Raw genomic sequence first — 21,912 nt, 5'->3', positions numbered from 1 at the left:
TGTTAAAAAACTGTGCGAAGCACCTGGGGAGGTTATCCGCCGTGAGGATTTCAAACTGACGTTAAGCTTACAGAAAAAGCCTCTTAAGCGGATCGGAGCCAAACGCCTGTGCGCCCGATCACAGACCAGCCAGTCTCCCCTGATCAGCACAAGCGAAATCAGCGCAGATCGTGGCCACCAAGAAAACAGCACCCCCGGGGGTGGTCCCGAGGGCGCAGCCATTCGATCTTTTCAGGGAGGAAGTGATTCACACGCCCGAGATCGGGTATAGTGGAAAGTGTCCTCTTAATCAGAGACGGTAGGGACTACCCCGCCGAAGCTTTCTCAGGACGACGAAGGCTTCGATTCAAAGCCCGAGGATGGATCCTCGGTGCGCCGTCCACGCAGGGCGACCAGCCAGGTCGTTCCGTTTGTAGGAAAGGATGGATCCCGATGCAAGTTTCAAGTACGCCTTCCACCAATCGGATCAATTTCGAGCCACTTGAGCCTCGGAACACAAATATTTCGAGTGGTCTGAACGGCGTCAGTCCCAGACGGCCGGAAATGGCGCCACCGTCTGGTGATTCGCCCACGGCCGCACCGCGGCCGGATGCGACCACGTCACCCACGCGTGCCCCCGCCTCGTCCCCTTCGCGTGCGCCGGAATCGCCGCTGGCCCAAGATTTGGATGCAGCCTTTCGGGATTTGCGGGCCAACTTGAGCGACTCCACGCTCGCGTCCGGCGCGCAATTCCGCTCCTCCTCGCAGACTTCCGTGTCGAGCACCGCGCTACAGAGCGTCGGTCTGACGAGCGTGTCCTCGTCCATGTCCAGCGGAGCGGACGTCAGCAACTCGTTGTCCAATGCGGCGGCCACCAGTCCCACCAACGGTGTGACCGCTCCCTCCCCAAGCTTGTCCCCCGTGTCGGTCAGTTTCTCGGCCAGCAATTCGTCGACGCCCTCGACAACCAACACCGCGAGTGCTCCGACGGCTGCGTCATCCGCTTCGCCGACCTCGGTTGCCTCCGGTCCTGCTGGGGGCACCTCACTCAATCCGCCCGCGACCATCACGCCGGATAGCCCGCGCAGCGCCGAGCAATCGCCGTCTGGCACGGGAGTCGCTCCGGACACTGCCGCTTCCGGGGGGGCCACCCAGCCAGACACCATCCAGCGGCAGCGCACGGAAGAACGGGCCACCGCACCGTCCAGCGATCCTGCCCCTCAGCGTGAAGGGGCGTCAATCAACCCTCGTCTGAATTCGTCGACCAACACCACCACGTCCGTCTCGCCTGACATGTCAGGCCAGGTGACGAGGACGGAGCGCGCCGAGACCCCGGAAGAGAGTTCCCGCTCGAACGATGACGCGGGCAGCCCTCGCGCGCGGGAAGCCTTGGAACAACCGGCGCAAGCGGAGGCCGGCAACGCGCTGGGTGACGCCACGTTGCAGAGCCTCGGCGGCGCGTTGAACCTGCAAGCCTCGGCGGGGCGCTTTCAGATCGACGTGAACGGACAAACCTTGAATTTCCGGGCCGATCAGACCCTCAATGATGTGCTCTCGGGCATCTCCGCTCCCGGAACCGGTGCGCGTGCATCGCTGGACCCCCGCGAACGTCGCATCAATGTAGAAAGCACCAACGGGCAACCTCTGCGAATTGAAGATCGCGAGGGGAATTTGTCGAGCGGATTGGGCATCGAGGTGACGCCGCCCGCGGAGGTCAACGGGGCCCTGACCCGCGACTTGCAAGATTACGCCAACGGGATCAATCGCGCGCTGACCGCGATCGAGTCTCGTCGCGGCACCACGGGCCAGCCGGAAACCGAAGAAATACTCAATGACCTCCAATCGGCGCTGAATAGCAACTTCTCTCGTTCTACGGACGGCAGTGTGACCACCCTGGGTGACCTGGGTTTCAGTCGCAACAACGGGCAGGTCCAACTGGACCAGCAACGCTTGCAAACGCTGACCGAATCGAATCCGGACCAGGTCAACCAGGTGGCGCAGTCCGTCACCAGCCCCAATGGCGAGGCCATGCTGAACGCAGGCGCTCGGGTGGCGCAGGCACTGGAGTCATCGATCGGCGAAGCCCGTGCCAGCACCCAAGAGGTACGGGTGCGGGCCGAAATTTCACGGTTGCAGGTGCGACAGCAGACCCTGACCTTGGACCGCATCAGCGTGGAGCAGATCCGAGAACGGGTCGCGCGACAATCCGACGCCCTGCAACAGACCGCCGAAGGCCTGGCGGACCGCCTGCCGGACGGCATGCCGCAACAGAACCGTGAGGTGATGGACTTCGCCAACGACGTTCGTCCCCCGAGACCCCAGCCGCGGCCGGCGATCGCAACCGCACTGCCGGTGCCGAACTCAAGCGCATCGTTGCTGGGGCTCTCCTCGTTTGGAATGTCCGGTAGCTGACGTTTCAGCCCGCTATTTGAGGCTCCCTTGCGCCCTCCCTCCGAGTCGCCCGAACCCAAGAAGCCCTACGAGAAACCGCGCCTCGAATCCCATCGGGTCTTCGAGGTCTCGTTGGCGTGCTTGAAGGTCCCCGGCTCGCCGGCCTGTGCCTTCAACGTGGCCCGAGCGCGCAGTTGAACTCAGCCCAGGGCCACCTCAAGCTTGCCATCGCCGGGTTCGCGATCGAACTGGATCTGCCGGACCCGGCCTGGTGGCCCCCCCTCCTGCCGAGACTCGGTGCTTTTCTTTGCGATCGGCCGGCTGATGCCCGCTTGACGGTGGCGTTGACCTTGACCGGGGAACTCCCCGAAGTCGGTGAACCGCTGATCTTTCAAGATGACGCCGGAACCCACCTGTGCCATGACCAGTATCACGGAACCCTCTCCAGCGACGGCTCCGCCAAGCTGCGCGTCTTGGACCCCTCCAGCCAATCAGCCAGCCCCGATGCCATTTTCCCGATGGCGATCGACGGCTTGTTGCGCCTGCAAATCAGCCAGTTGCTGACGCAGCAGGGCGGCGTGATGATGCACGCCGCAGGCATTGCCGGGCCCAACGCCTGCGGGAGCGTCTTTTTTGGTCCGTCCGGCAGCGGCAAGACCACGCTCTGTGGCTTGTCTTCGGCCCGATATGACGTGTTGTGCGATGAACTGGTGGCGGTGAGACTGGATGGTCCTGAACCAGAACTCCACAGCACCCCCTTTTTCGGTGCGTGGGGCTCCAGCCTGCCGGGCACGCGTCCACTGGCCGCCTTGTACCGTTTACGCAAGGCCACGCAGCATCGCGTTTCCCCGCTGACGCCGCCCGCGGCGATTCGCGAAATTCTCGAATCCACCGTATATTACGACCAATCTCCGAAGGGTCTCGCGCGGTCTTTGGAGATCGCTCAGCGCCTCGTGGAGCAGGTCCCGGTGCGCGAACTGCATTTTGCGCTTGAGGAATCGGTTTGGGACACGATCACCCAGCAAGTTTGACCGCCGAGGCGGTCCTTCCCCCTCTGAACCCTCGCATTGCCGCCCGCGTGGTCAACGGCGAAACCCTCATCCTGACGCCGCATGACAGCGTGCTGCACACCCTGAACCAGGTGGGCACCCGGGTATGGGAGTTGCTTTCAGAATGCGGCAGCGCGCGAGAGGTGGCCGCGCGCCTGGCTGAGGAATACGAGGTGGCGCAGGAAGAGGCAGAGACCGACGTGCTGGCGCTGCTGCAGGAATTCCTGGACAAGCAGATCCTGCAAAGGGTGGCCTGAAAGCAGACTTGGCTGCGGTCTCCCCCAGTCCCCCCGCACGTGGGGGCGTCATAGCCCCGCGCGCTCAGACCGCCTTGCGCAGCAGGCCGATCATCTTGCCTTGCACCAGCACCCGTTCCACAAAAAGGGGGGACATTGCGCTGTTGGCTGGCTGCAAGCGAATGCGTCCACCGCGTTCCCGATAAAAACGTTTGAGCGTCGCTTCCCCATCGTCGAGCAAGGCCACCACGATGTCTCCGTCGCGCGCGGTGTCCTGTCGCTGAATGATCACGTAGTCGCCATCCTGAATGTGATCCTCGATCATCGAATCACCCTTGACGCGCAACACGTAGACGTCAGGCCCGCTGAATTCGGTCTCGAGGTCGAGATGCTCCGGCGCATCGGCGATCGCCTCGATCGGCCGGCCGGCGGCGATGCGCCCGACCACGGGAAGGCCTCGCGAACGTGAGGAACTGCCCCCCCCGCCCTGTCCGGTCAAGCGAATCGCGCGGTTCTTGCCCCCCTCCCACTGGATCAAGCCGCGCTTGGCCAAGGCCGTGAGATGGTAGTGGACCGTGGAGGTCGATCGCAAACCCAGCGCCGTGCAGATCTCCCGGATCGAGGGCGCGTATCCGTTCTGGGCCACGTGGGCGACAATGAAGGCGTGGACCTCATCCTGGCGGTTGGCACGCGCGAGGCTGCCCTCGCCCTCTGCTGGCACCCCGGCATCCTGAAACGTCATGGCTGATACCTCCTCCGCTGCGCGAAGTATAGAACACATGTTCCAGTCCTGACAAGGCCGTTCAATGCGCAGCGCTGGCAGCAGGGGGTCCAGGACGAGAGGGCATCCCGGGGCCCCTGGGTACAAAGGAGGTGTTCATCTTGGCCGGAGGGGTTCCTCGGTGCGTCACCATCTCGTCGGGATCTTGTTGCTGCCTCTCCTCGCAGGCTGTGGGTGGTACACCAACCTGCCTGCCAGCCTGTACGTGGCCTCCGTCAAGCCAGGCAAGGTCATCTACGAGCCTCCCAACACGGCGGGTGTCCGGGATATCAAGACCGAAAACCCGGTCGTTCGGTTCCAGGGCGAACCAGGCAGCATCGGTGCCTTGTTCAACTCGGTCTCGGTGAAGTACCTCCTCGGCAGCGGCAAACCGGCGAGCCCCGATCGCCTGCCGGGCGTGTCGTTCGGCCTGTCCTTTCGGGTGGAAGCCTCCACCTATCCCGCCCCCCCCGCCGGCGGCAAGATGGACCAGAGCCAGCTCGGGCTGTTCATTGAGCCAGGCAAGACCGAGATCGAATTGCCGGTGCTGACCCGGCACGTGGAGCAATTCGGCCTCGACACCAGCCAACCGGAGGGCAATGCGCCTCTGGTCACGGCCGACACCACCTTCACCGGCCTGGACGATGCCAATTTCCCGATCACCCTCCAGGCCTTCGTGCCGATCTACTTCAGCGGCAACCCCGGCAGCAAGTGATCGGGGCCGTGCAACGCTTGCTGACGCGCGAGAGCGGCTCCACTGCGGTGGAGTACGGCTTGATCACCGCGGTATTCGTCCTGTGCCTGTTCGGGGCCGCCGCCACGCTGAAGGGCCTGCAAGCCGCCGCCTTCCAGAGCCAGCACGAAAGCCTCAAGCAGTGGCGCGCGCCGTGAGCGGGGCGCCTCCGGCGACAGCACCTTAGCGCATCCTTAAACCAAACTTCACCCGAGCTTGACCAGTGCAACGCAAGCCGCGCCGGCCCGACGGCGACAACCATTTCAGCAGGGGCTCGACACCACTGCAGCGTTTCAAGTCAGTCAAGCGAGGAGATCGTTCCGATGAATATGCTGATGCAACTGGTCAAGGAAGAAGAAGGCCAATCGCTGGTCGAATACGGGCTGATTCTGGGCCTGGTGTCCGTGGCACTGATTACCGTGCTCGGCACCATGAAGACCGAACTCGGCAAGATCTTCGATGCCGTGGCGAAGTCCTTGAAGACGGCGGCCACGTCGGTCAAGGGCGGCAAGTAGCCTTCGCGGAGGTACCCTGTGATGTGGCGCCGATTGTGGTTGGACGAGGACGGGCAGAGCCTCGTCGAGTACGGTCTGATCCTCGGCCTCGTCTCCGTGGCGCTGATCGGGGTACTGGGAACGGTCAAAGCCAATCTGGTCAATATCTTCATGGAGGTTGGCTCCGCTTTGCGCAAGGGAGCCACTGCCGTCAAAACCAACTGAACGTCGACTCGCGGGGCCAGCCAGAGGCTGGCCCTTTTGCGTTTGTCGCCCCTCTCGACCGGGAACATGAAGGCAGCACGGCCCCGGCGCCCCCCCGAACATGGACAGAGCCGATGGTACCCGCCTGGCAATTTGGATTGGTCGGCGTCCTCAGCGTCGCCATGATCACGGACCTGCAGTCCCGCAAGATTTTCAACTGGCTGACCTTCCCGGCGATCGCGGTGGGTTTGCTGCTGCACGTCTGGATGTCGGGCTCCGCGGGGCTTCAGTCGAGTGTGTTGGGGTTGCTTGGCGGGAGTGCGGTATTTTTGGTGGGCTTCATGCTCGGCCAGATGGGGGCCGGCGACGTGAAGTTGATGGCGGCCGTTGGTGCCTGGCTCGGCTGGCCCGCCGCCCTCGCCGCCGTGCTCTACGTGACGGGCGCGGGAGGCTTGATTGCGGTGGCTGTGGCGATTCGCCACGGCACCCTGAAACGGCTATTCAGCAACGTGTACTGGTACTTCGTCGGGCTGATTTTGCCCGGCGGCAAGGCCCAGGCGGCGCTCACCCAGAGTGCGGCGCCTGCCTTCCCTTACGGGGTCTCGATTGCCCTCGGCTCAGCCCTGGCGCTGTTCTTTCCCGAACCGCAGGACTTGCTGACGTGGATGAGGGGCTGAAGCGTGGTTGATGCCAAAGGTCTCGGCCGTTTGAAGGCCGGCGAGAACGGCCAAGCCCTGGCTGAATTTGCGCTGGTTCTGCCCATGCTGGCGCTGCTGACCTTCGGCACGATCGAGGTAGCCCTCTGGCTGCAACAGCAAAGCAGCTTGAACGCCGCTGCATTCCTGGCCTCCCGCTCGGCCAGCGTGGTCGGCGGCGACCTCGGCAAGACCCGCACGGCCCTGGCTTCCTACGTGGCTGCCTCCCCCCCCTGGCTGGCGCAGGCTGTGCAGGGCATGAAGGGCTCTCGCCAGGCCGCAGGCATTCAGTTGCAGGCGCGCACGGACCGGTTTACAGGGGTCATCAGTGCCATGACGGGGGGACAGGTGCAGGGGTTCGACGTCCTGTCCGCCGCCGCGAGTCTGCCGCTGGAATACGAGCCCGGGCGTCACGAAAATGCCAAAACGGGCCCCAAATCGCGCTTCCTGGTCAGTTATCGGGTCGAGGCCACCGAAAAGGCGCTGGCGCCCGCCGCCGTGGTAAATGCCGGCAAGGCCGTCGAGGCCGTCAAGAAGGCGGTTCGGGAAGCCCTGCCGGTCGTGAAGGTAGAGCCGGCACCCGCGGCACCCGGCGCAGGCAAACCGCCAGGGACACCGGGCGCCAAACTGCCGACGGGGACCAAACCGCCGGCCGGCGGAGGGCAAGCCGGAGGAAGCGTCCCCCCCATTCAATTGCCCGACATTCGCGCCATCGAAGCGCTGCGCGTGCAGGGGGAGGCCTATCAGACGCGCGGGGCGGTGCCTGGAAACCCGAAGGACCATGGCAAGGCGAACAGCGGCAGCTACTCGTCACTCTTCTATCTGAGCCCACATTTCGAGGCCCGGGGCGATCGCCAGGCCCCCTGGACCACCAAGGTCGTGGCGGAGGGGCTGAAGGCCCACGAAGCCAACGTCGCCAACGAGGGCACGGGCCTGGCGCGCACCTGTGAAAACGTGGCCCGCTTTGTCCAGGTGGCCCAGACGCATCCCGTCTACGGCCCCTACGTGAAGGGGTTCGAGCGCAAGGTCAGGCCGTGGACACAAGGATTGACCAAGGGGCTCGACACCGAAGCCAAAACGCGGGACGCGCGCGAACGCGTCCTGTTTGGCCGATGAGAGGGCCCTACGTGCCGCTCCGGCGTTTGCGTGACGACGAAGACGGCCAGGCCTTGCTGTGGGGCGCCGGTGCCGTGGTGATCACCATGGCGCTGTTTTACGGTGCTCTGGACATCGGCCTGCTCGTTCTGGGCAAGATTCAGGCTCAGAACGCCGCGGACGCCTCGGCGCTGGCCGCCACCGGACTGAAAGCGGGCGTTCACAACACCCGCTCACTGGCCTATCGAGCGGCCAGTGGTCAGATTGCCCTGACCCGGGCACACCTGGTGCGGGCCACCGGCCTGGCCCTGCAAGGCCTGGTCGATCCCCGGGAAAAAAATCGCCAAGCCTTTCAAGATGCCTTGGGGCGAGCCGTCCACCACCGCGAAAACGTGGAGGCGCTGCACGAAGGCATCAAAGCCTATAATGCCTGGGTGGCGCAGGCCGAGGTGGGCCCCGCGGCGGTCAAGCAGGCGGCCGAGCTTGGTTACCAGGCCAATCTCGGCGTGCTGGGCGTGATCGACCGCAGCAACCTGGCCCTGATCCGGCGGCCAGATGCCCTGGCAGAGTTCAGCCAGAGCGGCATCATCGGCGGCACCGCCTTTCAGGAAGAGAGCATCGGCGAGGGCGCGTCCGGCAAGAGCCACGTGGCCGTGGAACCTCGGGTGTCGGCCCTGGGTTCGGGGTTGCTCGGATACGGGCGCCAGGCCGCCCTGGGCGCGATGGCCACGGCCGGGCCGCTGGACGCTCAGCGCGCCTTTGGCGGAAAGCTGACCGCCCTCGACCCTCAGAAGGGCTTCGGCGTGAACTGGTACACCGTTCGCTTGCTGCAGATTGGAGACAAGCGATGACGGCCGTGCCCCGATGCCAGGCAAGGACAGGCGGGTTCCGCGACGACGAACGTGGTCAGGCTCTGGTGGAATTCGCCCTGGTCCTGCCGATGCTGGTCCTTCTGCTGCTCGGTGTCGTGTACTGCGGTGGCCTGGTGCTGGTGCAGCAGAGCACCGCGATGGCGGCACGCCACGCCGCGCGCACCGTGGCGCTGGATGCGACCCTGAAGGGCCTCAAGGACGGACGCGGCAAGGGCCTGCAGCCCGACGAGCAACTGGCCCGCAAGGCCGTCTCGGAGGCCATGCCTCGCAGCACCGTGCGGGTGACGGGCGTGGCCTGGAGTCGCCTCGGGGCCAGCGGACGCGGGATGGCCGGGGTGTATGCGAAAACCGGGACGCTCAGCCTGGGAGCCGGCCTGGGTCAGGCTCGCTGTGGCGTCGGAGTCGCCCTGTACGGCGCCACGGTCACGCGCGACCTCTCGCGCGACATGACGCCGCTGGGTCGCCTGGCCGCCCGCATGCTGCCGGGTGGCGGCTTGTCGAATCTGCTGACCCCTGCCCTTTCGGCCAGTGCCCTGATGCCGGCCGAATTACCGATTCGGGGTCGTGACGCGCAAACCCCGGGCCTGCTGGACCTGAACCCCTGGATCGCCAAGGTGGTCAGCCGGCCTTACAAGGCGAGGCGATTCGAATGAAGGGCGCCGCCATCCCGGGCCTGGCCGGCCTTTTGCCAGGGGCGAGCCTGATCGGGCTGCTGAGTGTCGCCTCGATCGCCCCACTGGCGATGGCGGCGACGACGCCAGCGCAGCAGGCCACGCTGGCGTTTCCCGAATATCCCGGCGCCAGTCATCCGCTGCCCGCCTGGGAACGTCCACGTCTTGCCATCTCCCAGACATCCGACCCACCTCAAGCGGTGATCGCTTATTTTGCTCGCCATTTGCCCGCTGAAGGGTGGCGCAGTGCGCCTCACAGCGTGGCCGAAGCGGTGGCAGCGGCGGATGCCGGCGCACCGGCCTGGCTGCAGTTCGAGCATCCGCGCCTGGGCCGCCTGGACCTGCAGATCCACGCGGGCCCTCATCCCCGCACCAGGCAACCGTTGACCATGATCTTTTCCCAGCGGATCCCCCCCAAGCCCTGAACAGAACCCGAGGTACGAGGATGAACCTGAGAGACAAGCTGCGCGCAAGCGGGTCGGAGCCGGAAGATACCCATCCGCCCGCATGGGAAAGCGATTCCGCGGTCAGCCAACCGGCCCAGGCCGCTCCATCCCCGCGCGCCGCGCTGCCACAGCTGGACGTGAATCGGCGCTTCCTGCTGCTGGCGGCGGCCGCCGCCTTTCTGGCCGCCACGGTGGGAGTCACCTACCTGAACAAATCGGCCGCAGGGCTGTCGGAGGCGGGGGAAAAGGTGGAGGTCGTGGTGCTCACCGAAGACGTGGAGCGCGGCTCGCGCCTCTCGGACGACCGCCTGACCACAGCCGCGATCCCTCGCGCCTTTCTGCCGAAAGGCGCCATTGAAGCGGGTGCAGAGCAGCAAGGCCTCGAAAAAGCCAAGGGAATGGTCGCATTGGCCCCGATGGTGGCTGGCGAGCCGCTGATCGAGGCCCGCGTCAGCCCGCCGGATCGCAAGCTGGGCATCGCCTATCTGCTTCGACGTGGGGAACGTGCCAAGACGATCAATGTCGATTCCGCTTCCGGTCTGGCGGGTCTGATCAAGCCGGGCAACGAGGTCGACCTGATCGCCACGATTCCTGACCCGAACAACGACATGCGCCGCATCGGCACTCCGGTGTTGCAGAAAGCGCGCGTGATCGCTGTGGGCGATCATCTGCTCGGCGAGGTGCGCAATGCGGAGGAGGAGGCCAAGGATGAGAGCGGCGGCATCGCCTCCGACAGCACGGTCACGCTGGCCATTCTGGCCAACAAGGTCGGCCTGGTGACCTTGCTCGAGGATCTGGGCAACCTGAAGGTCGTGCTGCGAGCGGACGGCGACACCAGCCTTCAAAAGACGCAATTCAGTGACGAGGCCATCATGGCGCTGGTGAGCGGCCGTGTACCGGGCCGCCCCGTGGTCCGCTCGGCGCCCGCGGTCCAGGCGCCCAATCGTCCCCGCGTGGTGATCCGCGAGGTGGTGCGTCCCGCGGAGCCCCCTCGCCCCCGCCCCCAACGCGTCGCCCCGCCGGCCCCAGTTCGGCCTGCTGCGCAAACCCAGACCGCGCCAGCCCCCAAAAAGCCGACCACCCCGCACGTCATTCGCTTCGGCGGAGGGGAGTGAAAGCGATCGCCCCGCCAGGCGGGTATAACGGGCTGGACCACCGCGACCTGAAAGGGGCGCTCGCTTGCTCAATCGCCTGAAAGCCCGCCTCGCGACCCTGGCGCTCTGCGTCAGCGTCAGCGCGGGAGGACTCGTGCTGGATGCCACCTGCCCCCGCCCGGCGCTGGCCCAGCGTCCCGATATCTCCATCCCGCTCGGCCAGACCACCATCGTGACCGCGCCGGACGGGGTGGAGCGCCTGGTCGTCGGCGACTCCAACATCGCGGACGTGGTGGCCCTTCCGGGCGGCAAGGAAATCCTGGTCAATGCCAAGAAAGCCGGATTCACGAACTTTCTGGTGTTTCCCAGCCGCGGACCGGTCAGGGCTTACCGGCTGGAGGTGATCGCCACGGCCCGCGACGAGTCGATCGCGGTGCGCATCCAGGTGCTGGAAGTGACGGAGCGCAAGCTGGGCCAGGTGGGCATGCGCTGGAACGACAAGTTGGGCTTCGTGGAAGCCATGCCCAATGCCCCCTTTCGCTTCGGCCTGCCCGTGCGCGCCGATGTGCTCAGCGCCACCTTGAATACGCTGGCCCAGGAACGCGACATTCGCGTGCTCGCGCAGCCCACGCTGGTGATCCAGAACGGCAAGAAGGGCGAATTCCTGGCCGGCGGCCAGATTCCCGTGCCCCTGCTGCAGGCGACCGCTGGCGGAGCGGCCTACACGGTGGAGTGGAAGGAATATGGCGTGCGCCTGGAAGTGGCGCCCCACCTCGAGGGCAACGATGCCATCACCCTGGCGCTGCGTCCTGAAGTGAGCACCATCGACCAGGAGAATGCCGTCCAGCTCAAGGATCTCAGCGTGCCGGGCCTGGCGACGCGCTGGGCCAAGACCGAGGTCCAGATTCCTTCCGGCGAGAGCCTGGTGATCGCGGGCCTGCTGCGCAAGGAAAAGATCCGCACAGCGAGCAAGCTGCCCTGGCTGGGCGACATTCCGCTGTTGGGCTACCTGTTCGGTTCAGCCAACTACGACGAGCGCGTCAGTGAACTGGTCTTCATCGTCACGCCCACCATCGTCAATCGCAACGTCGTGAAGCCGGAATCGGACTACGGCAAGGGCACCCCCGGCGTCTTTCCGAAGCCCTGACCATGGCAAAACGGGCGCGCATCATCACGCTGTTCGGCGGCAAAGGGGGAGTGGGACGCTCGGTCCTGGCCGCCAACATCGCGGTGGCCCTGGCCACCCGCCATCGCGCGAAAACGGTGCTGGTCGACCTGGACTGGCTCGCCGGCGGAAGCCTTGCCTCGTTCCTCGACCTGGACACCGGTGGCTTGCACTGGGGCGACTGGGTCAACCGCAACACGCCGCTGGCGCGCCTGCTGATCCCTCATCCCAGCGGGGTGCAACTGCTGGCCGCTCCGCCACCCGGTGAGGCCGTCATCCCGCATCGCCGGGTGGTGGCGCTGCTGCACCAGCTGGCCGAACACCACGACCACCTGATCATCGACACCTGCTGGCCGCACATCAGTCCCCTGATGCTGCCGCTGTTCGACCTGGCCTCGGTGGTCCTGACCATCGTGACGCCGGACATTCCCACCCTCCAGGCCACCAAGGAGTTGCTCGACCGCGCCCGCGACCTGCATTTTCCGAGCGATCGCCTGACCGTGGCGCTGAATCGAGAAGGCATCACGGCCGACATCTCCGCCGAGGACGTCGCCACCACGCTCAAACGCCGTCTGTTCAGCCGGATTCCCTACCACCCGCAGGTGGTGAGTGCCCTGAACCGCGGACTGCCGATTGTCAGCCATTCTCCCAACCACCCCGTGTCGCAGGCCATTCAGACCCTGGTCGAACGCTTGCAACAGCTTCCCGAGGTGGATCTGGCGCAACGCCCCCTGACGGAACTGACGCCCGAAGCCAGCGCAGCCGCCCATCCGATTCCGACGGCCATGACGGGCCCCTTGCCCGCGCCGCCAGCCGACCGCCATGCGCCAGGCCTGGCCGACGAAGCAGGCGGAGCCTTGATTCCCCGCGACCAAGACCAGCTCGCCCTGCGCGAGATGAAGGTGGCCATCCACGCCAAGCTGGTCGAGCAGATGAAACTGGAGGACATCCCGTTCGAACGGCTGGCCGACCCGGACTTCAAGTCCGTGATGCGGGAGCAGGTGGCCGAGCGGGTCAACCGCCTGATCGAGGACATGCAGCTCAAGCTGGCGACGCGCGGAGAGCGGGCCCGTATCGTGATGGACATCGCCAACGAAGCGATCGGCTACGGCCCGCTGGAGGGCTTCCTGGCCGACGACAGCGTCAGTGAAATCATGGTGAACGGGCCAGGGCAGATTTTCATCGAACGCCAGGGGCGCCTGACGTGTTCGGACCGCACCTTCACCGATGAGAAGCAGCTACGCGTGGTGATCGATCGCATCGTGGCGCCGATCGGACGGCGCGTGGACGAATCGAGCCCGATGGTCGATGCCCGCCTCCCAGACGGCTCCCGGGTGAACGTGATCATCCCGCCACTGGCCCTGAACGGTTCCACCATCACGATCCGAAAGTTCTCCAAACGACGCCTGGGGATCCACGACCTCATTCGCTTCGGCACCTGCACGGTGCCCATGGCGAGTTTCCTGGAAGCCTGTGTGCAGGCCAAGCTGAACGTGTTCATCTCGGGCGGCACTGGCTCGGGCAAGACCACCCTGCTGAACGTGCTGTCCTCGTTCATCCCGCCGGACGAGCGAATCGTCACGATCGAGGACGCGGCCGAACTGAAACTGGCGCAGGCCCACGTCATCTCGCTGGAGGCGCGTCCTCCGAACATCGAAGGTCAGGGGGCGATTCCGATCCGCGACCTGGTCCGGAACAGCTTGCGCATGCGGCCCGACCGGATCATCGTGGGCGAGGTGCGCGGGGGCGAGGCCCTCGACATGCTGCAAGCCATGAACACCGGTCACGATGGCTCGCTGGCCACGGGCCATGCCAACTCCCCGCGGGACGCCCTGGCCCGGCTGGAGACCATGGTGTTGATGGCCGGCATGGACCTGCCGGTCCGGGCCATCCGGGAGCAGATTGCCTCCGCGATCCACCTGATCGTTCAGCAGAGTCGTCTGACGGATGGCAGCCGCAAGATCACCCGCATCTCCGAGGTGACCGGCATGGAAGGTGAGATCATCAGCATGCAGGATATCTTCGAGTTTCGGCAGTCAGGCCGTAGCCAGCTACAGGTGGAAGGCGGTTTCCGTGCGACGGGCATCCGGCCTTACTGCCTGGATACCATCGAGAGTATGGGGTTCCAGCTCCCGGCCGACCTGTTTCAGAAAGGCCCTCTGACGTGATGATGGCGAACAGGATGCGCGGGTCGTGAGCCTGGCGACGCAGCTACTCCTCTTCGTGGGTCTGTTCGGGCTGGTCTTCGGGGCCGCCTGGTTCGCCCTGCGCGCCTGGCAGAGCCACCACGAACGGCCTGGGGCGGGCGCTACGCCCCAGGCGGGTGCGACGCCCGCCCGCCCCAGCGACCAAGGGGGTGAGCAAGCCCTCGCGAAACATCTGCGCCAGGCAGGCCTGGACCTCACCCCCCAGACCTTTCGGCAGCGCTGGCTGCTGGCCTCCCTCGGCGTGGCGGCGGTGGGATTCCTGATGGGCGGCCTGACCCCGGGGGGAGTCCTGTTCGGTGGGGGGCTCGGCATGGTGACGTGGCGGTCCCGCCACGCCTACCTGGAGATGCGCCGCAATCAACGCCTGGCGGAATTTCTGGACCAGTTCACCGATGCCCTGAGCATGATGGCCAATGGCGTCAAGAGCGGACAGACCGTGCTGCAGACCTTCGAATCGATTGCGACGGACTTTTCGGACCCGATCCGCGGGGAAGTAACGGAGGTGCTGCAGGAGCTGCGAATGGGGGTTCCGCTCGACGTTGCTCTGGCCGCCTGGGCCGAGCGCATTCCGCTCGAGGAGCTGGAAATCGCCACCACCGCCCTGATCGTGCAACGCCAGACGGGTGGCAACGTGGCCGAGATTCTGGACACGGTGGCCGAAACGATCCGGCAGCGCAACAAGCTGCAAAAACAGATTCGCACCCTGACGACGCAAGGTCGCATGAGCGGCTGGGTGCTGGCCCTGCTGCCCGTGGGGCTCTTCGTGGCGATGTTTCTGATCGCCCCTGACCGGACGGGCCTGCTGCTGAGCCACCCCATTGGCATGCTGATGACCGCGCTGGGGGCCGGCATGATCGCGGCCGGCGCCTATTTCATCAAGCGCATCGTGACGATCGAGGTGTGAGCGATGGACCCTGTGGTACTGCTGCTGGCGTTCCTGATTTTTGCCTCCACCTTCCTGTTCTTTCTGGCGATCGCCAAGCCCAAACAGCGCGAAGACGTCGAGGAACGCCTGAAGCGCCTCACCCAACCGGAAGAACGCCCCAGCTTCCGACCGCGGGATCCCGCGGCCGAGGGCAAGGCCAACCCCGACGCCCTGGCCGACCTCAACACCAAGCTGGACTCAGCCTTCAAGCCCTTCGTGGAGGAGCGCTTCACGGAAGGGGAGTCCAACGACCTGGCCAAGCTCCTGCAGACGGCGGGGCGCTACGCCATGACGCCGTTGCAAGTTCGCGTCTGGCAGGTCAAATGCGCCGTGCTGATGCCCCTCGGCGCGGTGGTCTTCGCGATCGCGCTGTTCGGTTACAACACGGCCATGGCAGCCCTGATGGCCCTGATTGCGGGCATCGGAGGCTACTGGTACCCGGTGCTGGTGCTGAGGCAGGAGGGCGATCGCCGACGCAACGCCATCTTGAAACAGCTCCCGACCGTTCTCGACCTGCTGACCGTGTGCGTGGAAGCAGGCCTCTCCCTCCAGGCGAGTCTCCAAAAGGTGGTGGAGAAGACGCGCCCCTCCCCGCTGCGCGAGGAAATCGACCAGGTCTTGCGTGAGATCCAGCTCGGACGTCCCCGAGGGGACGCGCTCAAGGAAATGGCCCGCCGCGTCGGCCTCAAGGAAATCAACTCGGTGGTCATGTCCATGATCCAGACCGAGGCCATGGGCACCAGCGTGGCCAAGAGCCTGCGCGTCCAGAGTGAGATTGCCCGCGACAACCGCATTCAACGCGCCCAGGAACAGGCCATGCAGGCCCCCGTGAAGCTCTCCTTCCCGCTGGTATTTTTCATCTTCCCGGTGGTCTTCATCGTGATCTTCGGACCGGTGGCCCTCGAATTGTTCACCAACTGGAGTGCGCCTTGAGCCCGGCGGCCGCGCTCTGCCTGACCCTCGTTCGAACGGGACAGCCATTGGCTTTGCGCGCGCGCGTGGCCGATACCGCCTGGCAACGCCTGGTCGGTCTGCTGGCGGGCCCTCCCCTGGCGGCGGCCGAGGGGTTGCTGCTCATCCCCTGCAACGCCGTGCACTGTTTCGGCATGCGCTATGCCATCGACGTGCTGTACCTCAGTCATCTCGGCGAGGTCCTGGCCATGCGGCACGCGATGCGCCCATGGCAGATGGATTGGCCGGTCCGAGGGGCACACGCCGTGCTGGAACTACCGGCCGGGCGCCTGCAGCAGGCTGGGGTCCAGCTGGGCGACCGGCTGTCGGGGCTGCCGTTCCCCTGAACGCGAGCCCCGTTCGGCCGACCAGTGCCCAGGAACCCCGCAATCGAGCGCAGATGAGGCTATAATGGGGCGCCATGCTGTCGCGCTGTCTGCCTGCCGCCCTCATTTTCAGCCTGCTCGCCAGTGGCGCCGCCCAGGCGGCCGTGGAGTTCCGAGACATTCCGCCGGGCCACTGGGCCCGCGTGCCGGCGAGCGTGCTGGCCGACCACCGCCTCATGGGCGGTCGCACACCGGTCGACTTCGCCGGAGAGGTCCCGCTGACACGCTACGAACTGGCCCAGACGATCAGCGCGCTCTATCGGGAGGGCGGACCACCGGCCACCTTCGTGGTGCTCAATGACATGCCGCCTGGTCACGAAGCCACGCGCGACGTTCAGCGGGTGCTGGGCTTCGAGTTGATGAAAGGCCCCAAGCCGGGCCTGTTTCGAGGAGATGCGGGGGTCTCCCGTGAGGAACTGGTCGAGGCCTTCGACACCCTGCTGGAAAAGAACGGCGTCTCGCCACCGGCGCGCCGGCGCCAGGCGGTCTTTTTTGCCGATGTGCCGGCCGGCTCCCCGCTGTTCGGCACGCTGGACCGGATCGTGAACCGCTATGCCCTGCTCGACAGCCGGCCTGGCAGTCGATTTTTTCCGCAGAACACCGTGACCCGGTTTCAGCTGCTCGGCATGCTGATCAAGGCCTTGCCCTATCTGAACCCGGCGGTTGAACGGGAGCTGCAGGAGGCATCTCAACCCACGCCTGCGCCGCTGGCTAGTCGTCCCCCGGACGGCGGTCCTGCCGGCCTGCCAACGCCGACCCCTGCGGCGACGTTGCCTGCTCAGACCGCCAGCGCCCTCCCCACAACGCAGCCCCGCAGCGGGATGCAGCGCCCGCTATGGCAAACCCGCGGCCAGCTGAACGGTTCCTTGATCCTGCTGTACAACGAGGATCTGCCCCGCCAGACCGGCGCCGTGACGACGGGAGAACCACCACAGTTTTCGGGGTCGATGCTCGGGGGCGGTGGAGCCAGCGGGGAGTACTGGCAAGGCCCATGGGGGGGAAGCGCCCAGCTGCGCACGGCTTACCTGGGTTTCGACATCCCCCACCAGGGACGAGCCACCCCGGTCGACATGCTGGACACGACCCTTTCCGGGGCCGCGTGGTACCGACTCAACCAGGAAGCCGACTGGGAGCTGGCCGTGGGCGGCGGCGCCCTGTGGCGCTCTCAGTTCAACCTCACGGGGCAACTGGTCAGCCAGTATTACCTGTCGGCAGACAAGACTTACATGGGCCTCGGCCCTGGGGCCGCCTTTGCCTACCGGGCCTCGGCCGATCTCGACGTGTTTGGGCGAGCGCTGCTCCTGCCCCTCTTCCAGAGCTATAACCTGCCGAGAGGTCCTCAGAGTCTGACGCGACTGGGGCTGGATCTCGACGGGCGGGCCCGCTATCGGTTGGTCGACCAGTGGGCCCTGGAGGGCGGCCTCGGCATGTGGCTGAGCCCAGCCCTGAGCGGTGGCAGCCAGACCATGCTGGGCGCCACCCTCGGGATCAGCAAGGACTTTTGAGGCGATGATGTTGCAGGCGACCCTGGCCGCAATCCTGACCCTGGCGTTGAGCGCGATGGCCCCGGGGGTGCTGGCGGATCATGTGGCCACTGAACTCCAAGGGCGGGGCGGTGAGCGTGCCCAGGTCGAGGTGCAGCTGGAGGCCGACCCGTTGCTCGATCTGCCCCGTGGCCACGTGCCGGCGATGACGGTCCGCCTGCGCCAGGCCGCCTGGTCGGGTCTGCCCCTGCCCGAGATGACGCTTCAACTGACCGACCTGCGTCTGACGAGCCAGGCCCTGATGGGGCTGCAGCCCCCGGCTCTGCTCGCCCCGGCCCCGATCTCGCTCCAGGTCGCGGCGAGCGAGGAGACGCTGACGGCCTGGCTCCGTCAGGCCGTGGCGATCGCCATTCCGGATGGATTCGCCGTCCCGCTGCCCCTGAAGAAAAAACTCGGTGAGCGCGCCCGGCTGCAAGCCTTGAAGGTCCAGCTGAGTGACGGACGCCTGCAATTGCAGGCCGAGGTGGTGGCGGCCCGAGGCGCGCCTCTGCCGATCGTCGTGACAGCAGTGCCGGAATCTCCGGACGGACACCGCATCCGACTGGCCGGGGCCGAGGCGACGTGGGCCGGCCGTCGCATTCCTGGGGTCGTGCTGAAAGCGATGCTGCGAACCCTGGAAGCCCGGCTGGACCTGGCCACGCTGCCGCTGCCGGGGGACGGCTGGCGCTTTCAGGGTCTTGAAGTGATCAGCCCGCTCCTGAAGGTGGAACTGGTCGGGACCCTCCCCGCAGACCCGGCCCCTTGGTTGCGTCCGGCGGGTTTTCCGGCCGCTCCCGAACAACCAGCTTCGACAGGCCTGCAACAGACCCCCGACCCGCGGGAATAAAAGGCCCGGTCGGTGTGCGGGATGCCTCCGGACCGCCCCGCATTGGCACGAGCCCTGGCCCTTGATCAAAGCCCTTGAAGCAGTTGGGATGAAAACCCTCGGGTTCCTCGAATTTTTCGGGAACCTGACGACCTTGGGCCTGCGCGCCTTGCGTCTCCTGCTCACGGGCCAGATTCACCACCGCAACGCCGTGACCCAGCTGGCCTTCATCGGCGTCGACTCCCTGCCGATCGCCTTGCTGATCTCGCTCTCGGTGGGCATGGTCTTCACCCTGCAGATCACCCATGAGTTCATCAAGTACGGGGCGACCACCGCCATCGGCGGGGTGGTCTCGATCGCCCTCGCGCGAGAGTTGGCCCCCATCCTGGTCAGCGTGGTGATCGCGGGTCGTGTGGGTTCGGCGATCGCCGCCGAACTGGGGTCGATGAAAGTCACCGAACAGATCGACGCGCTGGAAGCCTTTGCCGTCGACCCTGGCCGCTATCTGGTCGTGCCACGGGTGATTGCCTGCATGGTGATGGTCCCGTTGCTGACGGGCCTCGGCCTGCTGATCGGGGCCGCCGGCGGATGGCTGGTGGCCACCAAGATGATGGGCATCTCGTCGGCCTTGTTCCTCAACTCGATTCAGGGATTTCTGGTCCCCGCCGACGTCTTCAAGGGGATGTTCAAGGCCGGCATTTTCGGCTTCCTGATTGCCGTGATCGGCTGTCATCAAGGCCTGAACGCCAAGAAAGGCGCCCAGGGCGTGGGCGAGGCCACCACCAACTCGGTGGTCCACAGCATGATCGCGATCTTCGTGCTGAATTACTTCCTGAGCCTGGTGCTCTTTCCGGGGGGAGGCCTGCGATGAGCCAGGGCCCCACCATCCGACTCGAAGATGTCCACATGGCCTTTGGCCCGCGCCAGATTCTGACGGGCATCAATCTGACCTTTCTGCCCGGACGCACCAGCGTGGTGATCGGGCCGTCCGGTTGTGGCAAGAGCACGGTCCTGCGCCTCGTGGCGGGCTTGCTGAGGCCCACCCGCGGCAAGGTCTGGGTCGACGGGCGGGACATCACCCGCCTGTCCGCCGACGAGATGAAATCGTACCGGCAGCAGCTGGGCTTCGTCTTTCAGGCCGGTGCCCTCTTCGATTCGATGACGATCGGAGAAAACGTGGCCTTCCCGATTGCCGAGCATCTCGAGGTGCCCCGCCCGGAGCTGGAGCGCATCGTGGCGGAGAAGCTCGCCCGTGTGAACCTGCCTGGGGTGGAGCATCTCTACCCTGCCAACCTCAGCGGCGGGATGCAGAAACGCGTCAGCCTGGCCCGGGCGATCGCGCGGGATCCGGGCACGATCCTGTATGACGAACCGACCACGGGCCTCGACCCGATCACCAGCACCGTGATTGAAAAGCTGATTGTGGGCCTGACCCGCGACACGCAGGCCACTTCGATCGTGGTGACGCACCAGCACAGCACCATTTTCTGCGGGGACCACATCACCATGCTGTATCAGGGACAGGTCGTCGGCAGTGGCACGCCCGATGAGATGCGCGCCACCCAGGTCCCCCTGATCCGGCACTTTCTCGACGGCGTCGTCACTCAGGACCTCACGGGCGACTGACCCCTCGACCGTCTGACCGCTCGCCCAGGTTCCCGGAGGGCGAGGGCAGCCAATCCATCTCTGCCCGGGATCCTCACCCCAGACCCCACTCCGAGGCCTCCACCGTGATTTCTCCCGCTGCCAAAGTCGGTGCCGCGACCCTTGCCTCCCTGATCGCGATCGGGGTGGGGCTCAGCTGGCTGACCAGTTTTTCGCTGCGCCCCACCGGCTATGACTTCACCGTGCGCTTCGGGGACGTGGCGGGGCTCTTGCCGGGCGCCAACGTGCGCTACATGGGTCTGAGAATCGGACGCGTGAAGCACCTGGACCCTCGGGGGGCACTGGTGGAAGTCACGGTACACGTCAATGACAGCGAGACCCAGCTGCCCAAGAACGGACGCTACAAGATCATGTCGCTGGGCATCATCGGTGAAAAGGCGCTGGAGATCTTCCCCCCCAAGCCACCCCTCCAGATGAAGGGGCAGCCCGCTCCGAGCCCGGTGCCGATTGTCTGGCTGAAACCGCAGGAGGCCGTGCGAGGGGAGGACCCCTCGCGCTTGGAACTGGTGCTGGACGAGGTCACGGACACCTTCGAATCCTTCCGCAAGTCGGTCGACCCGAAGAAGTTCGAGCGACTCTTCGCCAAGACCGCGGAGAACCTGGCCAACACGACCGAGACGGTCAATCGGCTCGGCAACCAGGCCGAGGGTATCCTGAAAGGTTTGGAGGCGACCCCGCGCGACATCTCCCAGTTGCTGAAAACGGTGAATCAGCTCGCCACTCACGCCAACGAACTCGCCGCCGCCACGACGCCGCAGGAGGTCGCCGGAATTATCGGCGACATGCGGACCCTCTCGCGTGGCCTGGTCAGGAATTACGAGGTGCTGCTCGGACCGCAGCAAACCGCGGCCAATCAGCGCGCCGTGCAGGATCTGCGCAGCCTGATTCACCGGCTCGACCAGCTCGCCACGACCCTCAATTCGACGGCGGGCGATCCCGAGATTCAGCGCGACCTCAAAGACACCGTGCGCAACATCCGCGACCTGACGGCGCGGGTCACCGGTGCCACGGCCCTGACGGAATCGAAAAACTTCGACGGCATCGCGATCGAGCCGCAGGTTCAGGCGGTGGGCTTGAACAAACCGGACGGCACCGGCCTGGCGGCGAATCTGGGCGTCAGGATGCGGGTGGCCAACAACACGATTGCAGCGGGCATCGAGCAGGTCGGCGAAGGGAACTTCTTCAACCTGTCTCTGGGTGACACCAAAGTGTGGGGGCCTGCCGGATACCATTTCGGGCTGATTCGCTCGAAAATCGGGGTGGGCCTGGACTACGGTCTGACGGACCGGGTCACGCTGATGGGGCAGCTCTTCGACCCGTTCAGGCCACATATCCGGCTGGGAGCCAGCTACTTCCCCCTGGGAGAAAGCCAGTACGGTCTCATGGCGCAGTGGGCCCGCCCCATCTCCAACAACGAGAACACGGTCTGGCTTGGCCTGGAATGGCGGCCGGTCAAGGAGGCGGAAAAGAAGTAGGGGAAAAGCTCTCACCCTCCCGGAGCGGCCTTGAAAACGGGTGTTAAGCGACTCACCTGTGGGGGTATTC

The 21,912-nt window shown here is 65.7% G+C and carries 25 protein-coding genes and 2 pseudogenes; 25 read left to right on the top strand and 2 right to left on the bottom strand.

Features of this window, described 5'->3' with window-relative positions:
- Positions 1–305: 305 nt before the first annotated feature.
- Positions 306–1,175, bottom strand: a complete 870-nt coding sequence (locus VKP62_08650) for a hypothetical protein (protein MEB3197258.1) — start codon at positions 1,173–1,175, stop codon at positions 306–308.
- Positions 1,176–1,284: 109 nt separating this feature from the next.
- Here VKP62_08650 and fliD point away from each other — a divergent pair, with 109 nt between their 5' ends.
- The 4 genes from fliD to VKP62_08630 are packed head-to-tail and all read left to right on the top strand — an operon-like array spanning position 1,285 to position 3,676.
- A complete protein-coding gene (fliD, locus tag VKP62_08645; protein MEB3197257.1) occupies positions 1,285–2,391 on the top strand; it encodes a flagellar filament capping protein FliD in 1,107 nt (368 codons plus the stop codon).
- Between the two features lie 27 nt (positions 2,392–2,418).
- Positions 2,419–2,568: a hypothetical protein gene (locus VKP62_08640; GenBank protein ID MEB3197256.1), complete on the top strand. Its 150-nt coding sequence runs from the start codon at positions 2,419–2,421 to the stop codon at positions 2,566–2,568.
- Entirely contained in the window at positions 2,565–3,401 is an 837-nt protein-coding gene (locus VKP62_08635) for a hypothetical protein (protein MEB3197255.1), read from the top strand. The genes VKP62_08640 and VKP62_08635 overlap by 4 nt, the downstream gene beginning before the upstream one ends.
- On the top strand, positions 3,374–3,676 hold the full coding sequence (locus VKP62_08630; protein MEB3197254.1) for a PqqD family protein: 303 nt from the start codon (positions 3,374–3,376) through the stop codon (positions 3,674–3,676). The genes VKP62_08635 and VKP62_08630 overlap by 28 nt, the downstream gene beginning before the upstream one ends.
- Before the next feature lie 64 nt (positions 3,677–3,740).
- Here the strand turns inward: VKP62_08630 and lexA are convergent, their stop codons facing one another.
- Positions 3,741–4,397 carry a transcriptional repressor LexA gene (lexA, locus tag VKP62_08625; protein MEB3197253.1) on the bottom strand — a complete coding sequence of 219 codons (657 nt, stop codon included), beginning with the start codon at positions 4,395–4,397 and terminating at the stop codon, positions 3,741–3,743.
- A gap of 160 nt (positions 4,398–4,557) precedes the next feature.
- Here lexA and VKP62_08620 point away from each other — a divergent pair, with 160 nt between their 5' ends.
- The 21 genes and pseudogenes from VKP62_08620 (at position 4,558) to VKP62_08520 (ending at position 21,842) form a co-directional block, all read left to right on the top strand.
- Positions 4,558–5,130 (top strand): hypothetical protein, encoded by a 573-nt coding sequence (locus VKP62_08620; GenBank protein MEB3197252.1) that lies wholly within the window; start codon positions 4,558–4,560, stop codon positions 5,128–5,130.
- An 8-nt stretch (positions 5,131–5,138) separates the two neighbouring features.
- A complete protein-coding gene (locus VKP62_08615; GenBank protein MEB3197251.1) occupies positions 5,139–5,306 on the top strand; it encodes a Flp family type IVb pilin in 168 nt (55 codons plus the stop codon).
- 165 nt (positions 5,307–5,471) lie between these two features.
- The gene (locus tag VKP62_08610) at positions 5,472–5,663 is read left to right on the top strand and encodes a Flp family type IVb pilin (protein MEB3197250.1); all 192 of its coding nucleotides are present in this window, start codon (positions 5,472–5,474) and stop codon (positions 5,661–5,663) included.
- Between the two features lie 21 nt (positions 5,664–5,684).
- Positions 5,685–5,867 carry a Flp family type IVb pilin gene (locus VKP62_08605; protein ID MEB3197249.1) on the top strand — a complete coding sequence of 61 codons (183 nt, stop codon included), beginning with the start codon at positions 5,685–5,687 and terminating at the stop codon, positions 5,865–5,867.
- 113 nt (positions 5,868–5,980) lie between these two features.
- On the top strand, positions 5,981–6,523 hold the full coding sequence (locus VKP62_08600; protein MEB3197248.1) for a prepilin peptidase: 543 nt from the start codon (positions 5,981–5,983) through the stop codon (positions 6,521–6,523).
- 3 nt (positions 6,524–6,526) lie between these two features.
- Positions 6,527–7,657: a TadE family protein gene (locus VKP62_08595; GenBank protein ID MEB3197247.1), complete on the top strand. Its 1,131-nt coding sequence runs from the start codon at positions 6,527–6,529 to the stop codon at positions 7,655–7,657.
- A gap of 11 nt (positions 7,658–7,668) precedes the next feature.
- Positions 7,669–8,487: a pilus assembly protein TadG-related protein gene (locus VKP62_08590; GenBank protein ID MEB3197246.1), complete on the top strand. Its 819-nt coding sequence runs from the start codon at positions 7,669–7,671 to the stop codon at positions 8,485–8,487.
- Positions 8,484–9,161, top strand: coding sequence for a TadE/TadG family type IV pilus assembly protein (locus tag VKP62_08585; GenBank protein MEB3197245.1), 678 nt, complete (start codon positions 8,484–8,486; stop codon positions 9,159–9,161). The genes VKP62_08590 and VKP62_08585 overlap by 4 nt, the downstream gene beginning before the upstream one ends.
- A complete protein-coding gene (locus VKP62_08580; protein ID MEB3197244.1) occupies positions 9,158–9,604 on the top strand; it encodes a hypothetical protein in 447 nt (148 codons plus the stop codon). Before VKP62_08585 ends, VKP62_08580 begins: the two co-directional genes overlap by 4 nt.
- A 20-nt stretch (positions 9,605–9,624) precedes the next feature.
- A complete protein-coding gene (gene cpaB / locus VKP62_08575) occupies positions 9,625–10,740 on the top strand; it encodes a Flp pilus assembly protein CpaB (protein ID MEB3197243.1) in 1,116 nt (371 codons plus the stop codon).
- A 64-nt stretch (positions 10,741–10,804) separates the two neighbouring features.
- Complete coding sequence (locus tag VKP62_08570) at positions 10,805–11,866, top strand: pilus assembly protein N-terminal domain-containing protein (protein ID MEB3197242.1); 1,062 nt, start codon at positions 10,805–10,807, stop codon at positions 11,864–11,866.
- Between the two features lie 2 nt (positions 11,867–11,868).
- A pseudogene (locus VKP62_08565) lies at positions 11,869–12,507 on the top strand (P-loop NTPase).
- Positions 12,508–12,774: 267 nt separating this feature from the next.
- A pseudogene (locus VKP62_08560) lies at positions 12,775–14,052 on the top strand (CpaF family protein).
- Positions 14,053–14,077: 25 nt separating this feature from the next.
- The gene (locus tag VKP62_08555; GenBank protein ID MEB3197241.1) at positions 14,078–14,995 is read left to right on the top strand and encodes a type II secretion system F family protein; all 918 of its coding nucleotides are present in this window, start codon (positions 14,078–14,080) and stop codon (positions 14,993–14,995) included.
- A 3-nt stretch (positions 14,996–14,998) separates the two neighbouring features.
- Positions 14,999–15,949: a type II secretion system F family protein gene (locus VKP62_08550; GenBank protein ID MEB3197240.1), complete on the top strand. Its 951-nt coding sequence runs from the start codon at positions 14,999–15,001 to the stop codon at positions 15,947–15,949.
- Entirely contained in the window at positions 15,946–16,314 is a 369-nt protein-coding gene (locus tag VKP62_08545; protein ID MEB3197239.1) for a DUF192 domain-containing protein, read from the top strand. Before VKP62_08550 ends, VKP62_08545 begins: the two co-directional genes overlap by 4 nt.
- 74 nt (positions 16,315–16,388) lie before the next feature.
- Positions 16,389–17,858 carry an S-layer homology domain-containing protein gene (locus VKP62_08540; GenBank protein ID MEB3197238.1) on the top strand — a complete coding sequence of 490 codons (1,470 nt, stop codon included), beginning with the start codon at positions 16,389–16,391 and terminating at the stop codon, positions 17,856–17,858.
- A gap of 4 nt (positions 17,859–17,862) precedes the next feature.
- Positions 17,863–18,723: a DUF2993 domain-containing protein gene (locus VKP62_08535; protein ID MEB3197237.1), complete on the top strand. Its 861-nt coding sequence runs from the start codon at positions 17,863–17,865 to the stop codon at positions 18,721–18,723.
- An 88-nt stretch (positions 18,724–18,811) separates the two neighbouring features.
- Entirely contained in the window at positions 18,812–19,573 is a 762-nt protein-coding gene (locus tag VKP62_08530) for an ABC transporter permease (protein MEB3197236.1), read from the top strand.
- Complete coding sequence (locus VKP62_08525; protein ID MEB3197235.1) at positions 19,570–20,328, top strand: ABC transporter ATP-binding protein; 759 nt, start codon at positions 19,570–19,572, stop codon at positions 20,326–20,328. Before VKP62_08530 ends, VKP62_08525 begins: the two co-directional genes overlap by 4 nt.
- Before the next feature lie 104 nt (positions 20,329–20,432).
- A complete protein-coding gene (locus VKP62_08520; GenBank protein ID MEB3197234.1) occupies positions 20,433–21,842 on the top strand; it encodes an MlaD family protein in 1,410 nt (469 codons plus the stop codon).
- The last annotated feature ends 70 nt before the right edge of the window (positions 21,843–21,912 follow it).

The sequence above is a fragment of the Candidatus Sericytochromatia bacterium genome (genome assembly GCA_035285325.1).
Taxonomy (GTDB): Bacteria; Cyanobacteriota; Sericytochromatia; order S15B-MN24; family JAQBPE01; genus JAYKJB01.
This window is presented reverse-complemented; position numbering and strand designations above follow the sequence as displayed.